The sequence below is a fragment of the Agromyces terreus genome (genome assembly GCF_009749465.1).
In the GTDB taxonomy this organism is placed as follows: Bacteria; Actinomycetota; Actinomycetes; order Actinomycetales; family Microbacteriaceae; genus Agromyces; species Agromyces terreus.
On the sequence record NZ_WBIS01000001.1, the window covers coordinates 865,913 to 891,075 of the forward strand.

General features: G+C 70.0%; 23 protein-coding genes and 1 pseudogene. 12 read left to right on the forward strand and 12 right to left on the reverse strand.

Translation table 11 applies throughout. The features are described from left to right. The first annotated feature begins 1 nt into the window (after window position 1). The 6 genes and pseudogenes from GQQ92_RS03870 to GQQ92_RS03890 all read left to right on the forward strand — a co-directional run bounded on the left by GQQ92_RS03870 (window position 2) and on the right by GQQ92_RS03890 (window position 7,354). Window positions 2-1,189, forward strand: a complete 1,188-nt coding sequence (locus tag GQQ92_RS03870) for a restriction endonuclease subunit S (protein WP_197738054.1) — start codon at window positions 2-4, stop codon at window positions 1,187-1,189. Between the two features lie 422 nt (window positions 1,190-1,611). Continuing rightward, window positions 1,612-1,806 (forward strand): annotated as a pseudogene (locus tag GQQ92_RS16985) (type I restriction endonuclease); the annotation flags it as partial. Window positions 1,807-2,001: 195 nt separating this feature from the next. After that, window positions 2,002-4,326 (forward strand): DEAD/DEAH box helicase family protein, encoded by a 2,325-nt coding sequence (locus GQQ92_RS03875; RefSeq protein ID WP_232057471.1) that lies wholly within the window; start codon window positions 2,002-2,004, stop codon window positions 4,324-4,326. A gap of 36 nt (window positions 4,327-4,362) precedes the next feature. After that, entirely contained in the window at window positions 4,363-5,235 is an 873-nt protein-coding gene (locus GQQ92_RS03880) for an ankyrin repeat domain-containing protein (RefSeq protein ID WP_156997871.1), read from the forward strand. A gap of 862 nt (window positions 5,236-6,097) precedes the next feature. Next, window positions 6,098-6,715 carry a TMEM175 family protein gene (locus GQQ92_RS03885; RefSeq protein WP_232057472.1) on the forward strand — a complete coding sequence of 206 codons (618 nt, stop codon included), beginning with the start codon at window positions 6,098-6,100 and terminating at the stop codon, window positions 6,713-6,715. A gap of 99 nt (window positions 6,716-6,814) precedes the next feature. Then, a complete protein-coding gene (locus tag GQQ92_RS03890; RefSeq protein ID WP_156997872.1) occupies window positions 6,815-7,354 on the forward strand; it encodes a hypothetical protein in 540 nt (179 codons plus the stop codon). A 100-nt stretch (window positions 7,355-7,454) separates the two neighbouring features. Here the strand turns inward: GQQ92_RS03890 and GQQ92_RS03895 are convergent, their stop codons facing one another. The 6 genes from GQQ92_RS03895 to GQQ92_RS03920 all read right to left on the reverse strand — a co-directional run bounded on the left by GQQ92_RS03895 (window position 7,455) and on the right by GQQ92_RS03920 (window position 13,673). Continuing rightward, entirely contained in the window at window positions 7,455-8,948 is a 1,494-nt protein-coding gene (locus GQQ92_RS03895; protein ID WP_197738055.1) for a dihydrolipoamide acetyltransferase family protein, read from the reverse strand. After that, window positions 8,945-9,973 carry an alpha-ketoacid dehydrogenase subunit beta gene (locus GQQ92_RS03900; RefSeq protein ID WP_156997874.1) on the reverse strand — a complete coding sequence of 343 codons (1,029 nt, stop codon included), beginning with the start codon at window positions 9,971-9,973 and terminating at the stop codon, window positions 8,945-8,947. Before GQQ92_RS03900 ends, GQQ92_RS03895 begins: the two co-directional genes overlap by 4 nt. Beyond that, a complete protein-coding gene (gene pdhA, locus GQQ92_RS03905; RefSeq protein WP_156997875.1) occupies window positions 9,970-11,097 on the reverse strand; it encodes a pyruvate dehydrogenase (acetyl-transferring) E1 component subunit alpha in 1,128 nt (375 codons plus the stop codon). Before pdhA ends, GQQ92_RS03900 begins: the two co-directional genes overlap by 4 nt. Window positions 11,098-11,204: 107 nt before the next feature. Next, a complete protein-coding gene (locus tag GQQ92_RS03910) occupies window positions 11,205-11,699 on the reverse strand; it encodes an Lrp/AsnC family transcriptional regulator (protein ID WP_197738056.1) in 495 nt (164 codons plus the stop codon). Further along, the gene (locus GQQ92_RS03915; RefSeq protein WP_156997877.1) at window positions 11,699-12,523 is read right to left on the reverse strand and encodes an oxygenase MpaB family protein; all 825 of its coding nucleotides are present in this window, start codon (window positions 12,521-12,523) and stop codon (window positions 11,699-11,701) included. Before GQQ92_RS03915 ends, GQQ92_RS03910 begins: the two co-directional genes overlap by 1 nt. 7 nt (window positions 12,524-12,530) lie before the next feature. Continuing rightward, a complete protein-coding gene (locus tag GQQ92_RS03920; RefSeq protein ID WP_156997878.1) occupies window positions 12,531-13,673 on the reverse strand; it encodes an aggregation-promoting factor C-terminal-like domain-containing protein in 1,143 nt (380 codons plus the stop codon). Between the two features lie 78 nt (window positions 13,674-13,751). Here GQQ92_RS03920 and GQQ92_RS03925 point away from each other — a divergent pair, with 78 nt between their 5' ends. Both GQQ92_RS03925 and GQQ92_RS03930 read left to right on the forward strand, forming a co-directional pair. Then, the gene (locus GQQ92_RS03925) at window positions 13,752-14,927 is read left to right on the forward strand and encodes a glycoside hydrolase family 3 N-terminal domain-containing protein (RefSeq protein ID WP_156997879.1); all 1,176 of its coding nucleotides are present in this window, start codon (window positions 13,752-13,754) and stop codon (window positions 14,925-14,927) included. A 114-nt stretch (window positions 14,928-15,041) separates the two neighbouring features. Further along, entirely contained in the window at window positions 15,042-15,605 is a 564-nt protein-coding gene (locus GQQ92_RS03930; RefSeq protein ID WP_156997880.1) for a YceI family protein, read from the forward strand. A gap of 88 nt (window positions 15,606-15,693) precedes the next feature. Here the strand turns inward: GQQ92_RS03930 and GQQ92_RS03935 are convergent, their stop codons facing one another. Then, window positions 15,694-16,824 (reverse strand): winged helix DNA-binding domain-containing protein, encoded by a 1,131-nt coding sequence (locus tag GQQ92_RS03935; RefSeq protein ID WP_156997881.1) that lies wholly within the window; start codon window positions 16,822-16,824, stop codon window positions 15,694-15,696. A 128-nt stretch (window positions 16,825-16,952) separates the two neighbouring features. Between GQQ92_RS03935 and GQQ92_RS03940 the strand changes: the two genes are divergently transcribed. Then, window positions 16,953-18,551: an ABC-F family ATP-binding cassette domain-containing protein gene (locus GQQ92_RS03940; protein ID WP_156997882.1), complete on the forward strand. Its 1,599-nt coding sequence runs from the start codon at window positions 16,953-16,955 to the stop codon at window positions 18,549-18,551. 4 nt (window positions 18,552-18,555) lie between these two features. Here the strand turns inward: GQQ92_RS03940 and GQQ92_RS03945 are convergent, their stop codons facing one another. From GQQ92_RS03945 to GQQ92_RS03955, 3 genes are read right to left on the reverse strand one after another with little or no spacing between them, the layout of a single operon-like run. Continuing rightward, window positions 18,556-19,407: an SURF1 family cytochrome oxidase biogenesis protein gene (locus GQQ92_RS03945; RefSeq protein WP_156997883.1), complete on the reverse strand. Its 852-nt coding sequence runs from the start codon at window positions 19,405-19,407 to the stop codon at window positions 18,556-18,558. After that, complete coding sequence (locus GQQ92_RS03950) at window positions 19,404-19,646, reverse strand: hypothetical protein (RefSeq protein ID WP_156997884.1); 243 nt, start codon at window positions 19,644-19,646, stop codon at window positions 19,404-19,406. The genes GQQ92_RS03945 and GQQ92_RS03950 overlap by 4 nt, the downstream gene beginning before the upstream one ends. Beyond that, complete coding sequence (locus GQQ92_RS03955) at window positions 19,643-20,041, reverse strand: DUF3099 domain-containing protein (protein ID WP_156997885.1); 399 nt, start codon at window positions 20,039-20,041, stop codon at window positions 19,643-19,645. The genes GQQ92_RS03950 and GQQ92_RS03955 overlap by 4 nt, the downstream gene beginning before the upstream one ends. Window positions 20,042-20,197: 156 nt before the next feature. Here GQQ92_RS03955 and GQQ92_RS03960 point away from each other — a divergent pair, with 156 nt between their 5' ends. After that, the gene (locus tag GQQ92_RS03960) at window positions 20,198-20,908 is read left to right on the forward strand and encodes a beta-ketoacyl-ACP reductase (protein WP_156997886.1); all 711 of its coding nucleotides are present in this window, start codon (window positions 20,198-20,200) and stop codon (window positions 20,906-20,908) included. A 67-nt stretch (window positions 20,909-20,975) separates the two neighbouring features. On the opposite strand, the gene serB is transcribed toward GQQ92_RS03960, so the two are convergent. Together serB and glgC are read right to left on the reverse strand one after the other, a co-directional pair. After that, the gene (gene serB / locus GQQ92_RS03965) at window positions 20,976-21,638 is read right to left on the reverse strand and encodes a phosphoserine phosphatase SerB (protein WP_232057473.1); all 663 of its coding nucleotides are present in this window, start codon (window positions 21,636-21,638) and stop codon (window positions 20,976-20,978) included. Then, window positions 21,635-22,885, reverse strand: coding sequence for a glucose-1-phosphate adenylyltransferase (gene glgC, locus GQQ92_RS03970; protein ID WP_156997887.1), 1,251 nt, complete (start codon window positions 22,883-22,885; stop codon window positions 21,635-21,637). Before glgC ends, serB begins: the two co-directional genes overlap by 4 nt. Before the next feature lie 81 nt (window positions 22,886-22,966). Here glgC and glgA point away from each other — a divergent pair, with 81 nt between their 5' ends. Then, the gene (gene glgA / locus GQQ92_RS03975) at window positions 22,967-24,154 is read left to right on the forward strand and encodes a glycogen synthase (protein ID WP_156997888.1); all 1,188 of its coding nucleotides are present in this window, start codon (window positions 22,967-22,969) and stop codon (window positions 24,152-24,154) included. A 114-nt stretch (window positions 24,155-24,268) separates the two neighbouring features. Next, entirely contained in the window at window positions 24,269-25,054 is a 786-nt protein-coding gene (locus GQQ92_RS03980) for an ABC transporter ATP-binding protein (protein ID WP_156997889.1), read from the forward strand. Window positions 25,055-25,163 lie beyond the last annotated feature (109 nt).

The following is a 25,163-nucleotide window of genomic DNA, read 5'->3' on the forward strand; positions in this document are numbered from 1 at the left end:
TGTGCCTGAACACTGGGTTCAGACCAAGTTCAGCCGGTTCGCTCGAATTGGAAACGGTGCCGACTATAGCTCCGTGGAGCTAGAAGAAGGCGGATACCCGGTCTACGGATCGGGCGGAGAGTTCCGGCGCGCCTCGAAGTATCTCTTCGACGGAGAGTCTGTGCTGTTCGGACGCAAGGGAACCATCGATCGTCCGCTCTACGTGTCAGGGAAGTTCTGGACAGTCGACACGATGTTCTACAGCATCATCGACAAGACAGCGCTCGTTCCCCGATTCGCCTACTACTGGGCCACAACCTTGCCTTTCGGTGCTTGGGCGACCGACACGGCGCTGCCGAGCATGACTTCTACTGCGATCAAGGCCGCACCGATCGCGGTCCCCCCGCTCGACGAGCAGCGGGCGATTGCGGACTATCTGGATCGGGAGACGGCGCAGATCGATGCGTTCATCGCGAAGAACGAGGAACTCATCGCCCTCCTCACCGAACGCCGCGCCGCGACCGTTTCCCGCGTTGTTGTTCAGGGACTCGACCCGGAGGTCGAGATGACCGCGACATCACTTGAGACGCTCGGACGATTGCCCACGACGTGGACGATCGAGCGCTTCTCGCGCGTGGCACGGATTCGGGGCGGACTCTTGAAGCCCGACGACGCAAGGTTCGAAGAGTGGGCGCTCATCGCGCCGAATCACATCGAATCCAAGACGGGACGGCTACTAGAACTCGTCGCGGCGACTGAGCAATCTGCCGAGAGCGGGAAGTATCCCGTTCGGGCCGGCGATGTCATCTACTCGAAGATCCGCCCGGCATTGGCCAAGGCCGTAATCGCCCCCGGGGACTGCCTCTGCAGCGCTGACATGTATGCGATCACGACTCGAACAGAATCAGTCCTCGCCAACCGCTTCTTGCGATGGCAGATGCTCGGCAAGTGGTTCACTGAATGGGCAACCGAGCGCTCGATGCGCGTCGCGATGCCCAAGGTGAATCAGGACACGCTGAATGCGGCGCCGATCTTTGTCCCGCCGATTGCTGAGCAGCACCGGATTGTTGAGTACATCGAGGCCGAGATTGGCGCCGCGGATGCGGCCATCGGCGTCGCAAGACAGTCCGTGGAACTCGCTCGCGAGCGCCGCTCGGCACTCATCTCGGCCGCAGTAACCGGGAAGATCGACGTGGGAGTGGTCGCATGACTGGACCGTCGGGCGCACACCTCGAGTCCGTCCTCGAGACCGAGATCGCCGAGCACCTCGCCGCGAACGGCTGGCTCTATTCGCCGACGGACGCCGGCTACGACCGGGAGCTCGCGCTCTACCCGGAGGACGTGCTGGGGTGGCTCGAGGATACGCTGCCTGATGAGTTCGCGAAGGTCGTGCGACCCGCCGACACTGAGCCGCAGCGTGCGGCGGCGGTACGCGGCATCCTCGAACGTCTTGCGAAGGCGCTCGACAATGATCCGTGGAAGAACGGTGGGACGATTCGAGTCCTGCATGAGGGCTTCACGGTGGTGCCGTTGTCGGGTGGGGCGGTGAAGTTCCGGTTGGCGCAGTTTCGGCCGGCGACGACGAACAACCCGGCGACGCTCGAGGCGTACGCGAAGATGCGCGTGCGGGTGATGCGGCAAGTGCACTACTCGGCGAAGCATCCGAACAAGGCGTTGGATCTGGTGCTGTTCGTCAACGGCATCCCGGTGTCGACGATCGAGCTGAAGACGGACTTCACGCAGCCCATCGAGAACGCCGTCGAGCAGTACCGGTTCGATCGGTCGCCGGCGGGGGAGCCGCTGTTCGCGTTCGCGAAGCGGTCGCTGGTGCATTTCGTGGTGTCGAACTCCGAGGTGCGGATGACGACGAAGCTCGCCGGCGCGAACACGCGGTTCCTCCCGTTCAACCGCGGGCACGACCAGGGCGCGGGCAACCCGGTGAACCCGAGCGGGTCGGCGTCGTCGTACTTCTGGGAGGAGATCCTGCAGTGCGACACGTGGCTGTCTCTGCTCGGATCGTTCGTGCACCTGCAGGTCGAGGTCGACGTCGACCCCGATACCGGGAAGAAGACGACGACCGAGAAGGTGCTGTTCCCGCGGTACCACCAGTGGCGTGCCGTGACCCGACTTGTCGCGGCGGCGCGCGTCGAGGGTCCGGGCAACCGGTACCTGGTGCAGCATTCCGCGGGGTCGGGGAAGACGAACTCGATCTCGTGGCTCGCGCATCGGCTCTCGCAACTGCACGATGACGCGAACGAGCGGGTGTTCGACACGGTCGTGGTGGTGACCGATCGCACAGTGCTCGACAAGCAATTGCAGGATGCGATCTCGCAGTTCGAGAAGCAGGCCGGCGTGGTGCAGTCGATCACGCGGGACGGCGGGGAGTCGAAGTCGAAGCAACTCGCCGGCGCGCTCACGGGCGGCAAGCACATCGTGATCGTGACGATCCAGTCGTTCGAGGCGCTGATCACCGCGATCCAGACCCTGCCCGAGCTCCAGGGGCGCCGGTTCGCAGTGATCGCGGACGAGGCGCATTCCTCGCAGACCGGGTCGACGGCTGGAGCGTTGACGAAGGTGCTCTCGCCGGCCGAGCAAGCGGCGGTTGCCGAGGGGGCGCCGATTGACTCGGACGCGTACCTGCAGTGGGCGATGGAAGTCACGGCGAAGGCGCCGAACATCTCGTACTTCGCGTTCACCGCGACGCCGAAGGCGAAGACACTCGAGCTGTTCGGGCGTGTGCCCAACGCGAGTGAGGCGGCCGCGGCATCCGCTGGCCTTGATGGTTCGGCGGCGACGCCAGAGCCGTTCGACCTGTATTCGATGCAGCAGGCAATCGAGGAGGGGTTCATCCTCGACGTCCTGGCGAATTACACGCCGTACAAGGTCGCGTGGCAGTTGCAGCATCCCGGCGCCGACTACGACGGGCTCGACGAGGTCGACGAATCGACCGCGGTGAAGGCGCTCGTGCAGTATGTGCGACTGCACCCGACGAACATCAGCCAGAAGGCGAAGATCGTCGTCGATCACTTCCGCACGTACGTGCAGTCGGAGCTCGACGGCAAGGCGAAGGCGATGGTCGTCACCGGGTCGCGGAAGGAAGCGGTGCGGTGGAAGAAGTACCTCGACCAGTACCTCGCGGCCTCGCAGGTGCAGGGGGTGCGGGCGCTCGTCGCGTTCTCGGGGACGGTCGACGACCCTGAGGATGTCGGCGAGGGGCTGACTGAAAAGACGCAGAACCCGGGGCTGCACACGTCGGATCTCGCGGAGGCGTTCAAGCCGTCGACCTACAACGTGATGATCGTCGCGGAGAAGTTCCAGACCGGATTCGACCAGCCGCGGCTAGTCGCTATGTATGTCGACAAGCGGCTCGGTGGGGTGCAGGCGGTGCAGACGCTGTCGCGGCTGAACCGGACGTACCCGGGTAAAGAGAAGACGTTCGTGCTCGACTTCGTGAACGAGCCGGGCGATGTGCTGGATGCATTCCTTCCGTACTTCCGCGGGGCGCAGCTGACCGCGCTGACCGACCCGAACCTCATCTACGACCTGGTCGGCAAGCTGGACTCCGCAGGGATCTACACGATGCAGGAGGTCGAGCAGGCGTTCGATGCCGCGCTGATGGGCGGGCCAAACGCCAACTCGAAGGTTTCGTCGGCGACCGCACCGGCCGTGTCACGATTCTCAACGCGCTGGGTGTCGGCCGTGCTCGACGGTGACAAAGCCGAGCAGGACGAGCTGAAGCTGCTCAAGGCGGACATTGCTCAGTTCGTGAAGTTCTACGACTTCATCTCGCAAGCCCGGAACCTCGAGGACACCGATCTGCCGCGTCGGCACTACTTCTTCCGGCGGATTCTGCCACAGCTGTCGACCGCGACATACGACGACCCGGTGGACATCTCGAAGGTGTCGCTCGTCGGTGTGCAGATCAGCGCGGGGGAGTCAGTACAGCTCAAGCTCGGTCAGGGACCCGGTCTCGACCCGATCTCGGCGATCGGGTCGGGCGCAGTGCACGAGAAGCACCGGTCGGCGCTCGAGGCGATCATCGCGAAACTCAACGAGCGATTCGGCGACAAGTATGCGCCCGGTGCCGTGGACATCACCATCGGCGGGGTGCTCGGGCGGCTCGCGATCGATATCGAGCTGGTCGAGCAGGCCGGCGCGAACACTCCCGAGCAGTTCGCCGAATCGCCGGCGCTCGTGAAGGCGTTTAACAAGGCCATGCTCGGGACTCGGAACGAGACGCCGCAGATCGTGGACGACGTGTACGGCGATGCCGGGCTGTACGCCGAGCTGAGCAAGGCGCTGCCAGCGATGTTGTATGAGTACTTGAAGGGGCAGGGGAATGGTTGAGCAGATTCCCGGAGGCGCGGCCATGAAGGACGTTCCGTGATCGCAGTGGTCGCCGGAACGGTGGCCTTTCTCGTGAGTGCGCTGGCGAGTGCAAAGCTGTTTCCCAATGCCGAGCTTCCTCTGCACATCGTGTTCGTGGGCGGGACAACTGCTGTCGTAGCGACACTTGCCTGGGCGATCGAGTCGGCGATCAAAGATGATCACGCTGTCCGGTCCGACCGGGTCGCTTCATCCGTGAAGGTGAAGGATGCGTCGGCTGTGGATGCATTGGGCCCTGCAGAAGAAGCTCGCAGGATCGCTCGGCAGTATGCATCGATTGACGCTGCGAGGGCTAGCCAACAGTCGTTTGCTTCCCGGTCGTTGATCACTGAGGCATTCGCTGCATCGGGGCAGCAGTGGGGGCTGCATGCTGAATCAGCGTCTTCGGGCATTGCTAGCTGGGTTCGCCAGGGTGCGCCCATCGACGGTGTTGGCCTGATCTCCTATGGAGATCAGCTCCGACACTGGGAAACTCCATTGCTCACAGCGTTCATCGACAGTCGAGTGGAGGCTGCGGCAGCACTCATTGCATTCGGGGCGGATGTCGACGCTCCGAACGCAATCGTCTTCCCAAATGGAAGTGTGCTGATCCATACGACACTTCACATGCTTGCTCAGCGAGGCGACACTGCAGGTGCAGCGCGGTTGATCGCAGCTGGCGCGGACGTGAACCGGCGGACCAGCCTTGGCACCACCGCTCTGCATTTCGCGGCAGGAGAGGACAACGTCGTGTTGGTGAATCTGCTGCTGCAAGCGGGCGCGAACGCGAACATAAGAGAGTTCAACTCTGACCGCCCGGGCGGGTTCGGAGACCTTCCAATTGCACAAGCAGGGCCAAGGGTGCGCGCGATCCTGGCTCGCGCTTCATAGGGCGGTCGCTCTGCGTACCGATTCGCAGTAGTACGGCGTGGGGCAATGCAACCGGGCGTGTCGGGACGCCAAGGATCTCGCAACTCGTCCCGTGACGTCAGATGCAGTGCATCAAGCTGAAGTCCGGGAGCCACGCAAGGCTAGGGATAGTCGTCGCGGCTCGCTCGTTTGTTTGCTTGTTTGCGAATGATCTGGCGTCCCCGGTGGCCGTTACCAAAAGCAACACCAAAAACCCCTCAGAAGTACCAGAAGCCCCCCGCCGACACGAGGATCGTTCGGTAGACTCTACCCCATGAGATCCGCAGAAACACGCGGATTTTCGCCGATTTCGGTGGCTGGCAGAGACGCTCCGGGAGCTCTCAGCTGTTCTTAGTTCGAGTCGCTCGAGCGACTACCCTCTGAGCGGTCGATGACGCAGGCCTAGCCACATGGCGGAAGGCCGGCCAACCGGCGCGGACTCGCCAAGCCAGGGGCTGTTTTGGGGCTGTTTTCATCCGCAAACACCCGCATTAGACGGCAATCATCGGCCACCTCCGCGCAGCCGGATCACCCCTCTTGCCCTTATAATTACCGGCATTCACAACCAAACAGGTGCGCTCGAGCCGAGCTGCGAAACTGTCAGGGGGTCAGGGGTTCGAGTCCCCTCAGATCCACCAAGAGCTCCTGAGAACCACCGGTTCTCAGGAGCTTTTCCCGTATCCGAGGCGCCTTCGCGAGCGCGCGCGGGACAAGAAACGAGCGGCTGCCCTCCTGACCGCTGCGGCATCGACGCGATAGCGTGAGCTTCGGAACGACCGGCGACGCCGAGACGCACAGGATGCCCGGGTGCGTCGCACCCGGCGCGACGACGAGGGGGCGATGGGTGAGCACACGCACCGAGCGGGGGCTCGATCGCCTCGTGAACTTCTCCGACGCGACCGTCGCGATCGCGATCACGATCCTGATCCTCCCGCTCGTCGACCTGGCGGGCGACATCGGCGGTGCGACGTTCGGGGAGTTCGCGGCCGAGCACTCGGGCGCCTTCGTCGCGTTCATCGTCACCTTCGCCGTGATCGGTCGCTTCTGGGTGATCCACCACCGGGTGTTCGAACTCGTCCGCGACTACTCGTCGCCGCTCATCTGGGCGAACATGCTGTGGCTGGCGAGCATCGTGTTCCTGCCGTTCGCGGCGAACGCGGTGTCCGCGCAGTCGAGCCGGGACGGCAGCTTCGACGCCGTCTACATCGGCACGATGTTCGTCACGACCGCGGCGATGCTCCTCATCGACCTCGAGCTCGGACGGCATCCGTCGCTCATGGCCGAGGGCGGGGCCGACCAGATCGGCCTGACCCGATCGATCAGCGTGCTCGTCACGCTCGTCGTGGCCGGCGTCCTGGCGTATCTGGTGCCGTCGGTCGGCATGCTGTGGGTGCTGCTCCTCTTCGCCGCGCCGCTCGTCGCGCGCGTGCTTCGGGCGGCGGTTCCGGCGCTTCGTCGATAGGTCTCGGGGGCGGATGCCGCAGCGCGGCGCGGTTCCTTGACCCCCCTCCGTGAGGAGCACACAATTGGGTGTCAGCAACGCATGGGAAGCAGGGAGAGCATGAGCGACGCGAGCACTCGTCCGGTCTACAGCCAGGGAGCTTCGAACGAACCGGCGGTGTCGCAGACCGAGCCGGGAGCGCCCGACGACGGGCTTCCCGAGTTCCAGGACGGCGCGACGCAGCACGAGGCCGCGACCGAAGCGTCGGCGAAGTCGCGGGTCTGGGGTCGCGACCTGCGGTTCATGCTCGTGGTGCTCGTCGCCATCGTGGTGCTGTTCCTCGCCTTCGCGCTCGTGATCGCGTTCAGCCCGACGGGCGCCGCGATCAGCGCGCTCGCGATCATCGCGGCGCCGATCGCGACCATGGTCGCCGCGTACTACGGCATCTCGCTGGCCCTGCGTCAGGTGAGCGAGGCCCGTCACGCCGCAGCGGCGGCGGAGTCACGCGCCCGCGCGGCCGAGACGAGTGCCCGCGAGTCCGATGCCTGGGCGGCGCAGATGGAGTCGGGCCTGCGGGTCGCGGTCGCCAAGCTGAAGGGCGCGGCGGTCGACACGCGCGACGTGGAGCGCGCCGCGGGCACCCCCGACGAGTTCTTCTGAGCGGTTCGCCTCACCGCGTCGGTGACGACGCGGCCGGCGCGAGCACGTCCGAACGGCCCGGTTCTCGATCGAGAACCGGGCCGTCCGGCGTCGCGGCGCGTCAGAGGTCGGCGAGCATCGACACGGGGTGCTCGATGGAGCGGGCCACGTCGGTGAGGAACGCCGCCGCCTCCGCTCCGTCGCACACGCGATGGTCGAAGGAGACCGTGAGCTCGGTGACCCGTCGCACCGCGAGCGCGCCGTCGACGACCCACGGCCGTTCGATGATGCGGCCGATGCCGAGCATCGCGGCCTGCGGATGGTTGATGATCGCGGCCGAGCCGTCGACCCCGAGCGTGCCGTAGTTGTTCAGCGTGAACGTCCCGCCCGTGAGCGCCGACGGCGGGAAGCGGCCGGAGGAGGCCTGCTCCGAGCGTTCGCCGATCGCGTCGCGCAGGGCGCGGAGCGACATCCGCCCGGCATCGTGCACGACCGGGACGACGAGTCCGCGCGGCGTCTGCGCGGCCATGCCGAGGTGCACGCCGTCGTGGTACACGATCTCCTCGCGCTCGGCGTCGAAGGCCGCGTTCAGCGACGGATGCCGCAGCAGCGCGGCGACGCAGAACCGGGCGACGAGCGCCGTGACGCCGAAGCTCTCGCCGGTCACGGCCTGGAGGTCTCGACGGGCGGCGAACAAGCCGGTGGCGTCGACGTCCATCCACACGGTGGCGTCGGGGATCTCCCGGCGCGACCGCTGGTACTGCGCGGCCGCCGCCTTCTGCACCCGGTCGAGCGGCACACGGCGTTCGCCGGCGCTCGACGCGACGCGAGGGGCGGATGCCTCGGGGCCGGCCGAACGGGCCGGGCCGGCATCGACGGTCGGCGCGCCGGCAGCCGGGTCGCGCCGTGCGATGTAGGACTCGACGTCGCGGCGCACCACGAGGTGCTGCGGGCCGGACCCGCGGAGGCGGCTCGCGTCGAAGCCGTGCTCGCGGGCCAGTCGCCGCACGATCGGCGACACCACGGGGGAGCGTCGATCGGGGTCGAGTTCGAGGGTCGCGGTCGACGCCGCGCCCGCGCCCGGGCGTGTCGCCGTGGTCGGGCCGGAGTCCTTCCGGGCCGGCCCGCCCGGCGCACCGCGTCCGCGCCCGAACCGGGACGGGGCGTTCGAGGACCGCACGGTCGGGGTGCTCGCACGCGTGCCGTAGCCGATGAGCACGGCGCCGGACTCGTCGGCGGGCGCGGACTCGGCGACCACGATGCCCGGTTCGGCGGGTGCGGCCGTCGGGGAGGACTCTGCGGTCGACGGCGCATCCGTCGACGCCGCGGCATCCGGAGCCGTTCCCGATGTCGTGGGCGCGCTCGGCGCGGCACCGCCGACGGGCTCGAGGCTCAGCAGCACCTGCCCGGCGTGGAGCACCTGGCCGACCTCGCCGCCGAGCGAGGCGACGACGCCCGCGAACGGCGTGGGCAATTGCACGACGGACTTCGCGGACTCGAGCTCGACGACGGGTTGGTCGATCACGACCTCGTCGCCGGGCTGCACGAGCCAGGCGACGAGCTCGGCTTCGGTGAGGCCCTCGCCGAGGTCGGGCAGGATGAAATCGCGGGTCATGCGAGATCCCATTCCCAGGTCGCGAGGGCGGCGAGCACCCGGTCGGCGGTCGGCAGGTGGTACTCCTCGAGCTTCGGCGACGGGTACGGGATGTCGAACCCGGTGACGCGCAGCACCGGCGCGGCCAGGTGGTGGAAGTTCCGCTCGGTCACGCGCGCGGCGACCTCCGCGCCGTACCCGCCGAACTGCGCGGCCTCGTGGATGACGGCCGCGCGCGAGGTCTTGCGGACCGAGGCGGAGACGGTCTCGTCGTCGAACGGGGAGAGACTGCGCAGATCGACGACCTCGATCGAGAGTCCCTCGGCGGTCGCCGCGTCCGCGGCCTCGAGCGCGGTGCGCACGGTCGGCCCGTAGGCGAGCAACGTGACGTCCGACCCCTCGCGCACCACGGCGGCGCGATCCATCGGCTCCGTGCGAACGGGCAGCTCGAGCGATTCCTTCGCCCAGTACCGGCTCTTCGGCTCCATGAAGACGACGGGGTCGTCGCTCTCGATCGCCTCGCGCAGCATCGAGTACGCGTCCGCGGGGTTCGAGGGCATGACCACGGTGAGGCCGGGCGTCGAGGTCCAGTACGCCTCCGACGAGTCCGAGTGGTGCTCGACCCCGCCGATCGCCCCGGCGCAGGGGATGCGCACGACCATCGGCAGCGGCATCCGCCCCTTCGTGCGATTGCGCATCTTCGCCACGTGGGAGACCATCTGCTCGAACGCGGGGTAGCTGAACGCGTCGAACTGCATCTCGACCACGGGGCGCATGCCGTACATCGCCATGCCGATCGCGGTGCCGACGATGCCCGATTCGGCGAGGGGGGAGTCCCAGATGCGGTCCTCGCCGAACGTCGCCTGCAGGCCGTCGGTGACGCGGAACACGCCGCCCAGGGGGCCGACGTCCTCCCCGTAGACCACCACCCGGTCGTCGGCCGCCATCGCGTCGCGCAGGGCCGCGTTCAGCGCGCCGGCCATCGTGAGCGCGGTGGGTGCGGATGCCGCGGACTCCGGTCGTGCGTCGGTCGCCGTCGTGGTCATCGAGCGCCTCCTGCGGCCGCGGCGGTCTCGGCGAGTTCGGCCTCGAGCCGGTCGCGCTGCTCGCGGAGCGCCGCACGCGGGCGGGCGTAGACGTGGTCGAAGAGCTCCAGCGGGTCGAGCTCGGCCTCGGCCGTCATGACCTCGCGCGTGTCGGCGGCGACCTGCTCCGCGGCATCCGCGATCTCGGTGCGGACCTGCTCGCTCAGGGCGCCCTCGGAGACGAGGTAGCGCTCGAGCCGTTCGATCGGATCCCGGCACTTCCAGTGCTCGACGTCGCGCGCGGCACGGTACCGGGTGGGGTCGTCGGAGTTCGTGTGCGCCTCGATCCGGTACGTGAGCCCCTCGATGAGGGTCGGGCCGCCGCCGGAGCGGGCGCGCTCGACGGCCGCCTGCGTCACCGCGTACATCGCGGCCACGTCGTTGCCGTCGACGTGGTACCCCGGCATGCCGTAGCCGACCGCCTTGTCGGCGAGGGTCGCGGCGCGGGTCTGCCGAGAGAGCGGGACGCTGATCGCGAACTGGTTGTTCTGCACGACGAACACGGTCGGGGTCTGCCAGACGGCCGCGAAATTGAACGCCTCGTGCGCGTCGCCCTCGCTCGTGGCCCCGTCGCCGAGCATCGTGAGGGCCACGATGGGGTCGCTGCGCAGTCGTGCCGCGTGTCCGAGGCCGACCGCGTGGAGCGCCTGGGTCGCGAGCGGCGTGGCCTGCGACGCGGTGCGGTGCGCGTGCTGGTCGTAGCCGTTGTGCCAGTCGCCGCGGAAGGAGGCGAGGATGTCGCCCGGGGCGATGCCCCGGGTGAGGAGGGCCACGCTGTCGCGGTAGGTCGGGAAGAACCAGTCGCGCGCCTCGAGGGCCGAGATGGCGCCGATCTCGCAGGCCTCCTGGCCGAGCGCCGAGGGATACGTCGCGAGGCGGCCCTGCCGGGTGAGCGCGGTCACCTGCACGTCGAAGCGGCGGGCCACGACCATGCGGCGGTAGAGGTCGAGGAGCGTGGCCGGGTCGGGCAGCTCGAACCCGCCCGCGGCGGATCCGTGCACGGCGTGGCCGGCGTTGTCGAGGAGCCGGATCGGCTTCTGGGACGGCAGGGTTCGGGTGTCGGGTCGCTCGACGCTGAGGCTCATGGCTCCATCGTGGAGCGTGCGGATGCCGCGCGGAGGGCGTTCCGGGAAAGGGTGAACGATCGGCACCCGCACCGCGAAACCGCGACCGTTCGTCCGCGGGGGAGGCCTCAGGAACGCCAGATGTCCAGCGACTGCGCGGGGGGTCTGCCGTCGATCTCGGCGAGGATGAGATGCGACCTGGTCGACACGACGCCGGGCAGATCGTGGATGTCGCGGAGGATGGCCTGGCTGAGCTGCTCGTGGTCGGGCGCGCTCACGGTGAGCATGATGTCGATGTCGCCCGAGACGGCCTGCACCTTCTCGACGAACGGGAGGGTGGCGAGCTTGGCCGCGATCGCCTCCCACGAGGCATCGCCGCCGATGCGCACGACGACGAGGGCCGAGATGTTCAGGCCGATGGCCTTGCGGTCGATCTGCGCGCCGAACCCCGTGATGACGCCGCGCTGCATGAGGTGCTGGACCCGGTTGTGGGCGGCGGTGCGCGAGATGTGCACGCGCTCGGCGAGCGTGCGCACCGAGAGCCGGCCGTCGCGGCTCAGCTCCGCGACGATGCGGCGGTCGATGCCGTCGATCGGTTCGGCGTTGCGGTGGTGGTCGGTCATCATCGTCCTCGGTGCTCACGCTCAGCGTACCGGCGACGGGCGCGCTCCAGCGAGATCCGCATCGGCGCATCGCGCAGTCGACGGGGGAGTCGGGGCCAGATCGCGGCGACCCCGGCGAGCCAGGCCTCGGCGACGCGGGCCGCGCGCGGCGTCCACCGGAACCCGTACCCGTCGCGGATCGCCGGGGGCAGGAGCGCGGCCGTCATGAGACGCAGCGGCGGCAGGAGCAGCGCCGATCCGGGCGGCAGTGCGGCGGATGCCCCGAGCAGCGTCCTCGCGATGCCGCGCGCCTCGTCGCCGACGCGCAGGCCCGCGAGCCTCGTCGTCCACCAGTCGTCGAACTCGGCCCGGGTGCTCGGCCATCCCTGCCGTTCGGCCTGCAGGCTGAACCCGAGCGGCGCGTAGCCGCGCACGATCGCGTCGGCGCTCGCCCGGTCGAGCGGCCCCCAGACCCGCTCGTGCACCTCGAGCGCGACGGCGAGCAGCGTCGAGGCGACCCACCGCTGCGCGTCGGCGTCGAACGCGCTGTAGGAGACCGCGGCGTCCGCTGCGTCCGCGGTGCCGCGCACCGGGGCGTGCCGTGCGTTCACGCGCCGCACGGCGTCGGCGGCGAGCCCGGCATCGCCGAACCCCACCGCGTACACGTAGTCGAGCGTGCCGAAGAGCCGGTCGAACGGTCGAGCGGCGAAATCGCTGTGGCGCGCGACGCCGTGCGCGACCCGCGGGTCCGCGAGCTGGAGGAGGATCGCGGCGCCGCCGCCGAGCAGCAGCACCCCCTCTGCCGCGTGCGCCCGGAACACCGCGCGTTCCTCGAGTCCTCCCATGGACCCATCAGTACCAGTTCACGGCCTCCGAGTGGGCCCAGGCCGCGCAGGGAGTCCCGTATCGCGACGAGATGTACGACAGGCCCCACTCGATCTGCGTCGCCGGGTTGGTGCGCCAGTCGGAGCCCGCGCTGGCCATCTTGCTGCCGGGCAGCGACTGGGGGATGCCGTACGCCCCGCTCGAGGCGTTGTACGCGTCGGCACGCCAGCTCGACTCGCGCATCCACAGCGAGTACAGGCATCGGAACTGGCTGTCGCCCCAGCCGTAGCGGGCGACGGCGGATGCCGCGTAGGCCTGCGCGCTGCCGGGATCGACGTGGATGCCCGGTGGCGGCGCCTCGTCGCCGCCCCCGCCACCGGACGATGCGGCGGCGGCCTCGGCGGCCGCGGCGGCCGCCGCCTCGCGCGCCGCACGCTCGCGGGCCTCCTGCTCGCCGATGCGATAGCGGCGCTCCACCTCGACCGAGCGGTCCCGGAGGCTCGCGAGCTGCGCGTACAGGGTGTCGAGCGCGGACTGCTGCTCGGCGACCCGGGCCTCGGCCGCGGCGTGGGCGGACTCGGCCGCCTCGGCGGCATCGGCCGCCTCCACGGCGAGCCGTTCGCGCTCGGACTCGGCGAGCTCCGCCTGGTCGCGGAGCGACGCGGCGTCCGCCGTCGCCGCCTCGGCGCGTGCGGCGACGCCGCCGATCACGTTCGTCAGCTGCGCGGCCCGCGAGAGGCCGTTCAGCAGCCGGCCCGCCGCATCGCCGTCGAGGAGGACGCGGAGTCCCACGTCGGCGCCGCCCGATCGGGCCAGCACGGCGGCACTCCGGCCGAGGGCCGTGCTCGCCGCTTCGGCCGCCTCGGCCGCCGCATCGGCCTCGGCGCGCAGGGTATCGGCGCGGGCCGCGGCATCCGCCCTCGCGCGCTCGGCCGATGCGGACGCGGCCGCAGCCTCCACCGCGGCGTCGCCCAGCCGGCCGGCCTCGCCCTCGAGGCGGTCGACGATGCCGGTGATGCGTTCGGCCTCGGCTTCGCTCGCGCCGACCCGGGCCTTCGCCGCCTCGACCTCGTCCCAGGTGGGGTAGTCCTCGGCGTGCGCCGACGTCGCGGGCACGATGAGGGCGGCGGCGACCGCCAACGTCAGCAGACCACGGGTGAGACCTCGCACGACACCCCCTTCGAGCCCGGCAACTCTACCCAGCCGCCTCGCGATCGGCGGTCGGACACGCAGCGTAAACTCGGTCGGATGCGCACCCGGTCCGCCCTCGCCGCAGGGGTCGCCCTCGCGGCTCTGCTGCTCAGCGGCTGCGCGCCCGCCGCGTCGACGGCCGACCGCACGGCGCCCGGCACGACGTCGCCCCCCGTCTCGACGCCCACCCCGACGCCCACGCCGATCGATCCCGTCGCGCGGTTCGTCGACGAGCGGATGTCGCAGCTGAGCCTCGAGCAGAAGGCCGCGGCCGTGCTGATGCTGCATGCACCCGGCCTCGATCCCGCGCCGCTGCGCGCCTACGTCGAGCGGGGCGTCGGCGGGCTCATCCTCATGGGCGACAACGTCCCCGGCACGCCTGAGGCCCTCGCCGCCCTCACCGCGGCGGCGCAGGTCGACCCCGAGGCGCCCGCCCTGATCGCCGTCGACGAGGAGGGCGGCGACGTGCAGCGCCTGCCCTGGGACGCCGCACCCGGCGCCGAGACGTTGCGCTCCGAGGCCCCGGCGGCCACGACGAGCGCGTTCGCCGACCGCGCGGGCACGCTCGCGGCATCCGGCATCACCGTGAACTTCGGCATCGTCGCCGACGAGACCGACGATCCCGGATCGTTCATCGCCTCGCGCGTGCTCGGCACGGACCCCGCCTCGGCCGGCGAACGGGTCGCCGCGGCCGTGAGCGGCGAACGCGGAACGGTGCTCAGCACGCTCAAGCACTTCCCGGGCCACGGCCAGGCGCCGGGGGACTCGCACTCGAGCCTGCCGGTCGCCGACGTCCCGCTCGAGGCGTGGCGCACCGGCGGCGCGATCCCGTTCGCGCAGGGCATCGACGCCGGCGCCGAACTCGTGATGACCGGGCACCTCGTCTACCCCGCGGTCGACGCCGCACCGGCGTCGTTGTCGACCGAGTGGCACCGCATCCTGCGAGAGGATCTCGGGTTCGACGGCGTGGTCGTCACCGACGACATGCTCATGCTGCAGCACAACGACCTGCCCGAGTACGCCGACCCGTACGAGAACGCGATCCGCGCACTCGCCTCGGGCGCCGACCTCCTCCTCTACGTGCTGCCGGCCGACCCCGCCGATGTCGGCATCTCGGTCGACGGGCTCGTCGCGGCGATCGCCGGCGCGGTCGCCGGCGGTCGCATCCCGGAGGCCCGCCTCGACGACGCGGTCGAACGGGTGCTCACGCTCCGGCACCTCTCCGCACCCTGAGTTTCGAACGGATTTCGGCGATCGGGAATACCCGCGATGCTTCCATGCGTTTGCATGTGTGTGGCGAACGAGCCACGAGATCAGAACCACCGAGCAAACGGAGAGACCAGAACCATGACGAACACCGCCGCCGACCTCGAGATCCCCGGCTACCGCGCAGGCACCTGGACGATCGACCCCACCCACAGCGAGGTCGCGTTCAGCATCCGCCACATCATGATCAGCAAGGTCAAGGGCAAGTTCGAGCGGTTCGACGCCACGTTCGTGACCGGCGAGAACCCCCTCGACTCCTCCGTGACCGCCTCCGCCGAGGTCGCCTCGGTCAACACGAACGAGCCCACCCGCGACGGCCACCTCCGCACCGGCGACTTCTTCGAGGCGGAGACCTACCCGACGATCGACTTCGTCTCGACCGGCGTGCGCGTCGACGACGGCGACTTCAAGGTCGACGGCGACCTCACGATCCGCGGCATCACCAAGCCCGTGACCTTCGACTTCGAGTTCGGCGGCTTCGGCGGCGACCCGTACGGCAACTACAAGGCCGGGGCCACCGCGAAGGCCGTCATCAACCGCGAGGACTTCGGCCTCACGTACAACGCCGCGCTCGAGACGGGCGGCGTGCTGCTCGGCGACAAGGTGACCATCACCCTCGAGCTGCAGGCGGCGCTGCAGCAGTAGTCGCCGATTCGAGATGCAGGGGCCGGATGCCGCGTGGTGTCCGGCCCTTCGTCGTCGAGAACCGGGCCCGACGCCGACGGGCCGGCGCTCACCGGGACGCGGCGGCGACCGTCACCTCGCCGAGCCCGGTCGAGGTGAACGCCGCCCAGCGCGCGAGCGGTTCGCGGAACTCGTCGACCGCGAGGCCGGCGTTGAAGGCCGTGATCTCGACCGACGTAGACCCCCGACGCACCGGCGACCGCCGCCAGGTGCCGACGACCTCGCCGTCGGCCACCAGGATCGGCAGGAACAGCCCGTTCTTGCCCGGTGCGACGCGACCGGCGTCGGCGGGCGAGCAGAACGCCGTGCGGTCGCCGTAGCCGAGGAAGTACTCGTCGAAGGGCGCCAGGGCCTGCCGGTTCGACGGGAGGCGCGGCGCGGCGACGGCATCGGCGGCCGCGAACAGCGCTTCGCCGCCCGGATCCGCGCCGGCCCCGACCAGCGCGTCGCCGGCGGCATCGCGCGCCCGTCGCGCATCGGTCAGGGTGAGTCCGGTCCACCAGGCGAAGTCCCGCACCGAGACCGGGCCGTGACCGCGCGCATAGCCGACGAAGAGTCTCGATGCCGTCTCGACGGCGTCTGCGGGAGCGTCGGCGCCCGAGGGCGACCACTCGTCGAGCAGCACGAAACGCTGGCGTGCACGGGTGTCGATCGGCCCGCAGCAGAGCAGTCCCTCGACCGCCAGCCGCCAGATGAGGTGGTACCCGCGCTGCCCGCCGATCGGGATGCCGGCGGCGTTCCACGCGGCCTGGAGCTCGTCGCGGGAGGCGCTCCCTCCGCCCTCGAGCTCGCGCACGGCGACGCGTCGCGCCGCCGCGTGCACGTCGTCGTCGATGCCCTCGTCGCGGTGCGTCTTCGCGGCGCGACGCATGAGCCGCTCGGCCGTCAGGGCGAGGATGGGGCGCAGCATGGCCGGCTCCACGAAGTGGAGCGTGCCGCGCATCGGCCAGGACCGCAGGAGCGAGCGGTCGTCGATCGCCTCGTCGATCGACGCCTCGGTGGCACCGCGGACCCGGGCGCCGAGCACCCACTTCGCGGACGGAAGGTCCTGCGCCTGCACGCAGACCAAGCGCTCGACCGCCTCGGCGGGGGAGGCGAACGGGGCGACGAGCCCGTGCGCGACGAGGCGCGCGGCGCGCACGCCCGCCGGATCGGGTGCGGCCGAGACATCCGTGCTCATGCTGCGAGTCTGCCGCACACCGCCGACGTCGTGGGCGCAGCCCGCGGCATCCGCTCAGCCACGCGGGATAGACTGGGCGGCTGTGCCACGTCGGCACGATCCCACCCCACCCCTCCCGGAGGCCCACTGTGCTCGCCGTACACGATCTCGAGATCCGCGTCGGCGCACGCGTGCTCATGGAGCACGTCGACTTCCGGGTCTCGGCCGGCGACAAGATCGGGCTCGTCGGCCGCAACGGCGCGGGCAAGACGACGCTGACGAAGACCCTCGCCGGCGAGACGCTCCCCACGGGCGGGCGCATTGACCGCTCGGGCGAGATCGGGTACCTGCCGCAGGACCCGCGTTCGGGCGACCCCGAGATGCTCGCCCGTACGCGCATCCTCGACGCCCGCGGGCTCGGATCCCTCGTGCTCGGCATGCACGAGGCCTCCATGCAGATGGGCAGCGACGACCCCGCGGTCGCCGAGCGGGCCATGAAGAAGTACGGCAACCTCACCGACCGCTTCACCGCACTCGGCGGCTACGCGGCCGAGGCCGAGGCCGCGTCCATCGCCTCGAACCTCAACCTGCCCGACCGCATCCTCGACCAGCCGCTGAAGACGCTCTCCGGCGGTCAGCGCCGCCGCATCGAGCTCGCGCGCATCCTGTTCTCCGACGCCGACACGATGATCCTCGACGAGCCCACGAACCACCTCGACGCCGACTCCGTCGTCTGGCTCCGCGAGTTCCTCAAGGGCTACAAGGGCGGCGTCATCGTCATCTCGCACGATGTCGTGCTCGTCGACGAGGTCGTGAACCGGGTGTTCTACCTGGACGCCAATCGATCGATGATCGACATCTACAACATGGGCTGGAAGCATTATCAGCGCCAGCGCGCCGCCGACGAGGAGCGCCGCAAGAAGGAGCGGGCCAACGCCGAGAAGAAGGCGGGCGTCCTGCAGATGCAGGCCGCGCGCTTCGGTGCGAAGGCCTCCAAGGCCGCGGCGGCGCACCAGATGGTCGCGCGTGCCGAGAAGCTCCTCGCCGGGCTCGAGGAGGTGCGCGCCGTCGACCGCGTCGCGAAGCTCCGCTTCCCGACGCCGGCGCCGTGCGGTCGCACGCCGATCACCGCCAGCGACCTCTCGAAGAGCTACGGCTCGCTCGAGATCTTCACGGCCGTCGACCTCGCGATCGACCGCGGCTCGAAGGTCGTCATCATCGGCCTGAACGGCGCGGGCAAGACGACGCTGCTCCGCATCCTCGCGGGCGTCGACGCCCCCGACACGGGCGACGTCGAAGCCGGCCACGGCCTGCGCGTCGGCTACTACGCCCAAGAGCACGAGACGATCGACGTCAAGCGCAGCGTGCTCGAGAACATGGTCAGCTCCTCGCCGAACCTCACCGAGACCGAGGCCCGCAAGGTGCTCGGCTCCTTCCTGTTCACCGGCGACGACGTGCACAAGCCGGCCGGTGTGCTCTCCGGCGGCGAGAAGACCCGTCTCGCACTGGCGATGATCGTCGTGTCCGGTGCGAACGTGCTGCTCCTGGACGAGCCGACGAACAACCTCGACCCCGCGAGCCGCGCCGAGATCCTCGACGCGCTCGCGCACTACGAGGGCTCGGTCGTGCTCGTCTCCCACGACCCGGGCGCAGTGGAGGCCCTGAACCCCGAACGCGTGCTCATCATGCCCGAGGGCACCGAAGACCACTGGAGCCGCGAGTACCAGGAGCTCATCGAACTGGCCTGACGGCCTAGCTGCGGTCGAGCACGCCGTCCTCGAGGTCGGCGTCGGCGTCCTTGCGCGGTGTTCGATGCACCTTGCGGAGCGACGGCCGGCTCTGGCCCGCATCGGAATCGCCCAGCCCGGATGCCTCGGCGCGGGCCTTCCGCTCCTGGTTGGCCGCCCATGCGAGGCCGACGAAGCCCATGATGGCGAACACGAACCACTGGAGCGCGTACGAGAGGTGCGGCCCCTCGTCGCGCAGCGGGCGGCTCGCCGCGACGGGCGGTTCGTCGGCCTCGGCGCCGGACTGCACGAGCAGCCCGTAGGCGCCGGTGTAGGTAGGCTCGCCGACGCGCTCGGCGAGTTCGTCGAGGTCGATCGTGGCGAACTCGTCACCGGCCGAGGTGCGTCCGTCGATCTGCCCCTCGCCGGCCTTCAACCGCGCCTCGACCTCGACCCGACCCGTCGGCGGCGGCGCGTACTCGCTCGGACGACCCTCGGAGTCCTGTGCCACCCAGCCGCGATCGACGACGAAGACGGTGCCGTCCTGGAGTCGCATCGGCGTCAGCACCTCGAACCCCGACCCGCCCTGACCGGGGCGGTTGCGCACGACCACCTCTTCGTCGTCGAGGTACTCGCCGTCGAGCGCCACGACCGTCCACCGCTGATCGATGTCGAACTCGTCGAGCTCGGGCAGCACCTCGTCGACCGGAACGGCCTGCGCGTCGTAGTTCGCGTCGATGCGGGCGATCTCGGCGCGCGCCTCGGCCCGTCGAGCGAACTGCCAGACGCCGAGCGCGCAGCACACGATCGCGAACACCACCACGAGGGCGAGGTATCCGGCCCAGCGGCGCGACCTCAGGAAGCCCCACTCGTTCACGAATCGACCTCGGCCTGGTCGTCGAGCACGCCCGAGAACTCGGCGACGCGCACGGGGAAGGACCGGGCCTCGAGGAAACCGCGGAGGTAGTCGACGTGCTCGTCGCAGGCGAGCCAGGTCTTCCATCGGTCGCCCGTGTGGATGCGCGGATTCTGCCAGTCGATGCGCCAGGTCGCCGGCTCGCGGCACGACGCACGCGAGCAGATGTCGCCGGGCGCGCCGCCGATGCCGCCGATCATCGGGCGTCCTCGTCGCGCCCGGGGGCGTCGGGAGCGTCGTCGGTGTCGGATGCCGCGGGGCCCGTCTGCGACGACGAGCCGGCGCCGTCGGCCGGCGCGGACGCCCCGGGAGCGGGTTCGCCCGCCGCATCCGATCGGGACCGGAGCGGGACGATGGCGCCGGGACCCTCGACCGTGCCGCGGCGCACCGGGGAGCCGACGTTGGCGATCACGACCGCGAAGTAGGGCAGCGCGATGGCGCCGACCGCGCACACCACAAGCCACCAGTCGCGTGCGAAGAGCATCGCGATGATGCACACGATGCGCACTCCCATCGCGACGGAGTACTTGATCATGCGCGAACGCTGCTCCGCCTCGGGCGAGGGCGGCAGACTCGTGATCGATTGCTGCTTCATGTCGTCGTCGCAGTCCGGTGCGGCGCTCCTCCTCCTAAGCCTACGTCGCGGGCGGCCCGACGGCGGACCCGGCCGGACGGATGCCGCGGCATCGTGATCACTATGCTGAGACAGGCTCGTCTCGGGCCGCAGAACCCACCGGAATGGAGTCCACGCATGACCACGCCCCGAACCGTCCTCGTCACCGGCGGCAACCGCGGCATCGGCTATGCCATCGCCCGCGAGTTCGTCGCGCAGGGGCACCGGGTCGCCGTCACCGCGCGCTCGGGCGAGGGCCCCGAGGGAACGCTGACGGTGCGAGCCGACGTGACCGACGCGGCATCCGTCGACCGCGCCTTCACCGAGATCGAAGCCGAGCTCGGCCCCGTCGAGGTGCTCGTCGCGAATGCCGGCATCACCCGCGACACGCTCCTGCTGCGCATGACCGAAGAGGACTTCACGAGCGTCGTCGACACCAACCTCACCGGCGCCTTCCGAGTGGTCAAGCGCGCATCGAAGGGCATGCTCAAGGCGCGCTTCGGCCGCGTCGTGCTGATCTCGAGCGTGGTCGGCCTCTACGGCTCGCCCGGCCAGATCAACTACTCGGCGTCCAAGGCCGCGCTCGTCGGCATGGCCCGCTCGCTCACCCGCGAGCTCGGCGCGCGCAACATCACGGCGAACGTCGTCGCCCCCGGCTTCATCGAGACCGACATGACCGACGAACTGCCCGAAGCGCAGCAGGCCGAGTACAAGAAGAACATCCCGCTCGGCCGTTTCGCGTCGCCCGACGAGGTCGCACGCGTGGTCGCGTGGCTCGCCGGCGACGACGCCGGGTACATCTCGGGCGCCGTGATCCCCGTCGACGGCGGGCTCGGCATGGGGCACTGACCCCGAGCTGCCGAGGCCGGATGCCGCGCAGGCCGTCGACGCTCCCCGCGTCGGCGGCCTCGGCGTCTCAGCCGCGCAGGCCGAGCAGCGGCAGCACCTGGCTCAGGTCGGGCGTCGTGATCGCGACGTCGGCCTGCTCGCGGACCACCGGCTTGGCGCAGAACGCGACGCCGAGGCCGGCACGATCGAGCATGCGCAGGTCGTTCGCGCCGTCGCCGACCGCGACGGTGCGGCGAAGGGGCACGGATGCCGCGTCGGCCCATTCGGCGAGTGCGACGGCCTTGGCCTCGGCATCGATGATCGGCCCGTCGACGCGACCCGTGAGCCGCCCGTCGACGGTCTCGAGCCGGTTGGCACGGCAGAAGTCGAGGTCGAGGGAAGCCGCGAGCGGGTCGAGGAGCTCGTGGAAGCCGCCGGAGACGACGCCCACGACCCCGCCGACCGCGTGCACGCCCGCGACGAGCTCGCGGATGCCCTGGGTGGGCGTCATCCGGGTGCGCGCGTGCGCGAGATCGGCCTCGCCGAGCCCGGCGAGGGTGGCCACGCGCTCGCGCAGGCTCGCCGCGAAGTCGAGCTCGCCGCGCATGGCGCGCTCGGTGACCGCGGCCACCAGAGGGAGGCTGCCGGCCGCTTCGGCGAGGAGTTCGATGGCCTCCTCGCGGATGAGGGTGGAGTCGGCGTCGAGCACGACGAGCGGGCCGCCGACGCGGCCGCGGTGCCCGGCGCTCACGCGTTCGACGCCCGGACTCGGGAGCCCTTGCCGACGACCGTGATGCCGCTGTCGGTCACGATGAAGCCGCGGGCGACGTCTTCGCCGCGGTCGACGCCGATGCGCGCCCCGGCCTCGACGACGACCTCCTTGTCGAGGATCGCGCGCTGCACGGTCGCGCCGGCGTCGATGCGCGCCCGGTCGAACAGGATCGAGTCCGACACGTGGGCGCCGGAGCCGACCATGGCCCAGGGCCCGAGCACACTCCGCTCGACGTGGGCGCCCGAGATGACCGAGCCGAGGGAGACGATCGAGTCGATGACGGTACCGAGCGTTCCTCGCGCGTCGCGCGTGAACTTCGCCGGCGGCGAGTTCAGCTGCTGGCTGAAGATCGGCCATTCGCGGTTGTAGAGGTTGAAGATCGGCATGACCGAGATGAGGTCTTGGTGGGCCTCGAAGAACGAGTCGATCGTTCCGACGTCGCGCCAGTAGTACCGGTCGCGGTCGGTGGAGCCGGGCACGTCGTTGCGCTGCAGGTCGTAGACGCCCGCGGCGCCCTGCTCGACGAACGCCGGGATGATGTCGCCGCCCATGTCGTGGCTCGAGTCGGATCGCTCGCCGTCGCGGAGCACGGCTTCGATGAGCGCATCGGCGTTGAAGACGTAGTTGCCCATCGACGCGAGCACCTCGCCGGGGGAGTCGGGCAGCCCGACCGGGTCGCTCGGCTTCTCGAGGAAGCGCTGGATGTGCTCGGGGTTCTCGGGGTCGACCTCGATGACGCCGAACTGGTCGGCCAGCGAGATCGGCTGGCGGATCGCGGCGACCGTCGCCGCCGCGCCCGAGGCGATGTGCGCGTCGATCATCTGGTCGAAGTCCATGCGGTACACGTGGTCGGCGCCGACGACGACGATGATGTCGGGCTGCTCGTCGTAGATGAGGTTCAGGCTCTGCAGGATCGCGTCGGCCGAGCCCGAGAACCAGCGCTTGCCGAGGCGCTGCTGCGCGGGCACCGAGGCCACGTAGGAGTTCAGCAGGCCGCTCATGCGCCAGGTCTGCGAGACGTGGCGGTCGAGACTGTGCGATTTGTACTGCGTCAGCACCACGATCTGGCGGAGCCCGGAGTTCAGCAGGTTCGAGAGGGCGAAGTCGATGAGGCGGTACTGGCCCCCGAAGGGCACGGCGGGCTTCGCCCGATCCTCGGTGAGGGGCATGAGTCGCTTGCCCTCACCGCCTGCGAGCACGATGCCGAATACCTTGCGCGTGGCCATGCCCCCAGCGTAGTCAGCGCGGCGCCGCTTCAGGTGCGCGAAGTCGATACGTGTCGGATGCCGCTGCGCTAGCGTTTCCCCATGCGCGTCGACCTGCTCACCCGTGAATACCCGCCCGAGGTCTATGGGGGAGCCGGCGTGCACGTCGCCGAGCTCGTCCGAGCCCTCCGAACCGACATCGACGTCGTCGTGCGCGCATTCGGTGCGCCGCGCGACGAGGCGGGCACGTTCGGCTATGCGACGCCCGACGCGTTCGTCGGCCGCAACGCCGCGGTCGGCACGATGGGCGTCGACCTGCTCATGGCCGCCGACGCCGCGGGCGCCGATCTGGTGCACTCGCACACCTGGTACGCGAACTTCGCCGGATTCACCGCGAAGCGCCTGCACGGCGTCCCGCACGTCGTCACGGCGCACAGCCTCGAGCCCCTCCGGCCGTGGAAGGCCGAGCAGCTCGGCGGCGGCTACCGGCTCTCGTCCTGGGTGGAGCGCACGGCGTTCGAGGACGCGGACGCGGTCATCGCCGTGAGCGAGGGCATGCGCCGGGACATCCTCCGCTCATATCCCTCGATCGATCCGTCGAAGGTCGAGGTCGTGTACAACGGCATCGACCTCGTCGACTGGCGGCCGAACCGCGATCCGGGCCTCGCCCGCACGCTCGGACTCGACCCCGAGCGCCCCTCGGTGGTGTTCGTCGGACGCATCACGAGGCAGAAGGGACTCCCGTACCTGCTGCGGGCCGCTCGCCTCCTGCCGCCCGAGGTGCAGCTCGTGCTCTGCGCGGGAGCTCCCGACACCGAGGAGATCATGGCCGAGGTCACGGGCCTCGTCGATGAACTGCGTTCCGAACGCGACGGCGTCGTCTGGATCGACCGGCATCTGCCGCGCGCCGAGCTCACGGCGCTCCTGACCGCGGCGACCGTGTTCGTCTGCCCCTCGGTGTACGAGCCGCTCGGCATCGTGAACCTCGAGGCCATGGCCTGCGGCGCGCCCGTCGTCGGCACGGCCACGGGCGGCATCCCCGAGGTCGTCGACGACGGGGTCACCGGCGTCCTGGTGCCGATCGAGCAGGCCGACGACGGCACGGGCACCCCGCTCGATCCCGAGCGGTTCGTCTCCGACCTCGCCGCGGCGCTCACTCGGGTGGTGCTCGATCCGACGCGTGCGGCCGAGATGGGCGCCGCCGGACGTCGACGCGCCGAGGAGCACTTCGCGTGGAACGCCATCGCCGCGCGCACCCGCGATCTCTACGCCCGAGTGCTCGCCGGCTGAGCCCCACGACGGGGGTTCGCGCCTGAGCCCCGGGGGCCCGACGCGGCGTTCGGCCCGTCATCCGGATGCCGGAGCGCGCATTCGAGGGTCCATGCTCCCGATAGCATGGGAGGCATGGCGAGTACGGTGCTGCAGTTCCGGGATGTTTCGGTGGTTCGCGACGGGAATTCGATTCTCGACGACGTGAACTGGAGCGTCGCCTCCGACGAGCGATGGGTCGTGCTCGGCCCGAACGGCGCCGGCAAGACCACGCTGCTGCAGATCGCGGCCGCCGCGATGCACCCGACCAAGGGCGAGGCGGCCGTGCTCGAAGAGAAGCTCGGCAAGACCGACGTCTTCGAGCTCCGACCCATGATCGGCTTCGCCTCGAGCGCGATGGCCCGCAAGATCCCGCGCAACGAGACGGTCATCGACACCGTGCTGACGGCCGCGTACTCGGTGACCGGCCGCTGGAACGAGGAGTACGAGGAGATCGACATCCGCCGCGCCCAGCGCGTGCTCTCGGAGTGGGGTCTCGACGGTTTCGCCGACCGCCGCTTCGGCAGCCTCTCCGACGGCGAGCAGAAGCGCGTCCAGATCGCCCGCTCGGTCATGACCGACCCCGAACTGCTCCTGCTCGACGAGCCGGCCGCGAGCCTCGACCTCGGCGCACGCGAAGAGCTGGTCGGCCTCCTCGGCGGCTACGCCGCCTCGCCCGCCTCGCCCGCGATCGTCATGGTCACGCACCATGTCGAAGAGATCCCCAAGGGCTTCACGCACGCATTGCTGCTGTCCGGAGGAGGGGTCGTCAAGGCCGGCCCGCTCGCCGAGGCGCTCACGTCCGAATCGCTGACCGAGGCGTTCGGCATCCCGATCTCGCTCACCGAGAGCAACGGACGATACGTCGCCCGCGCCGAGTGACGAGCGCACGCGTTCGATTCTGCTAGAATCGATAGCTGGCCCCCGGGCCATCGAGCTTTTCCGCTGTGCTGCACACGTCGCCGGCGGAATTCTGTAGAAATCATCCGAT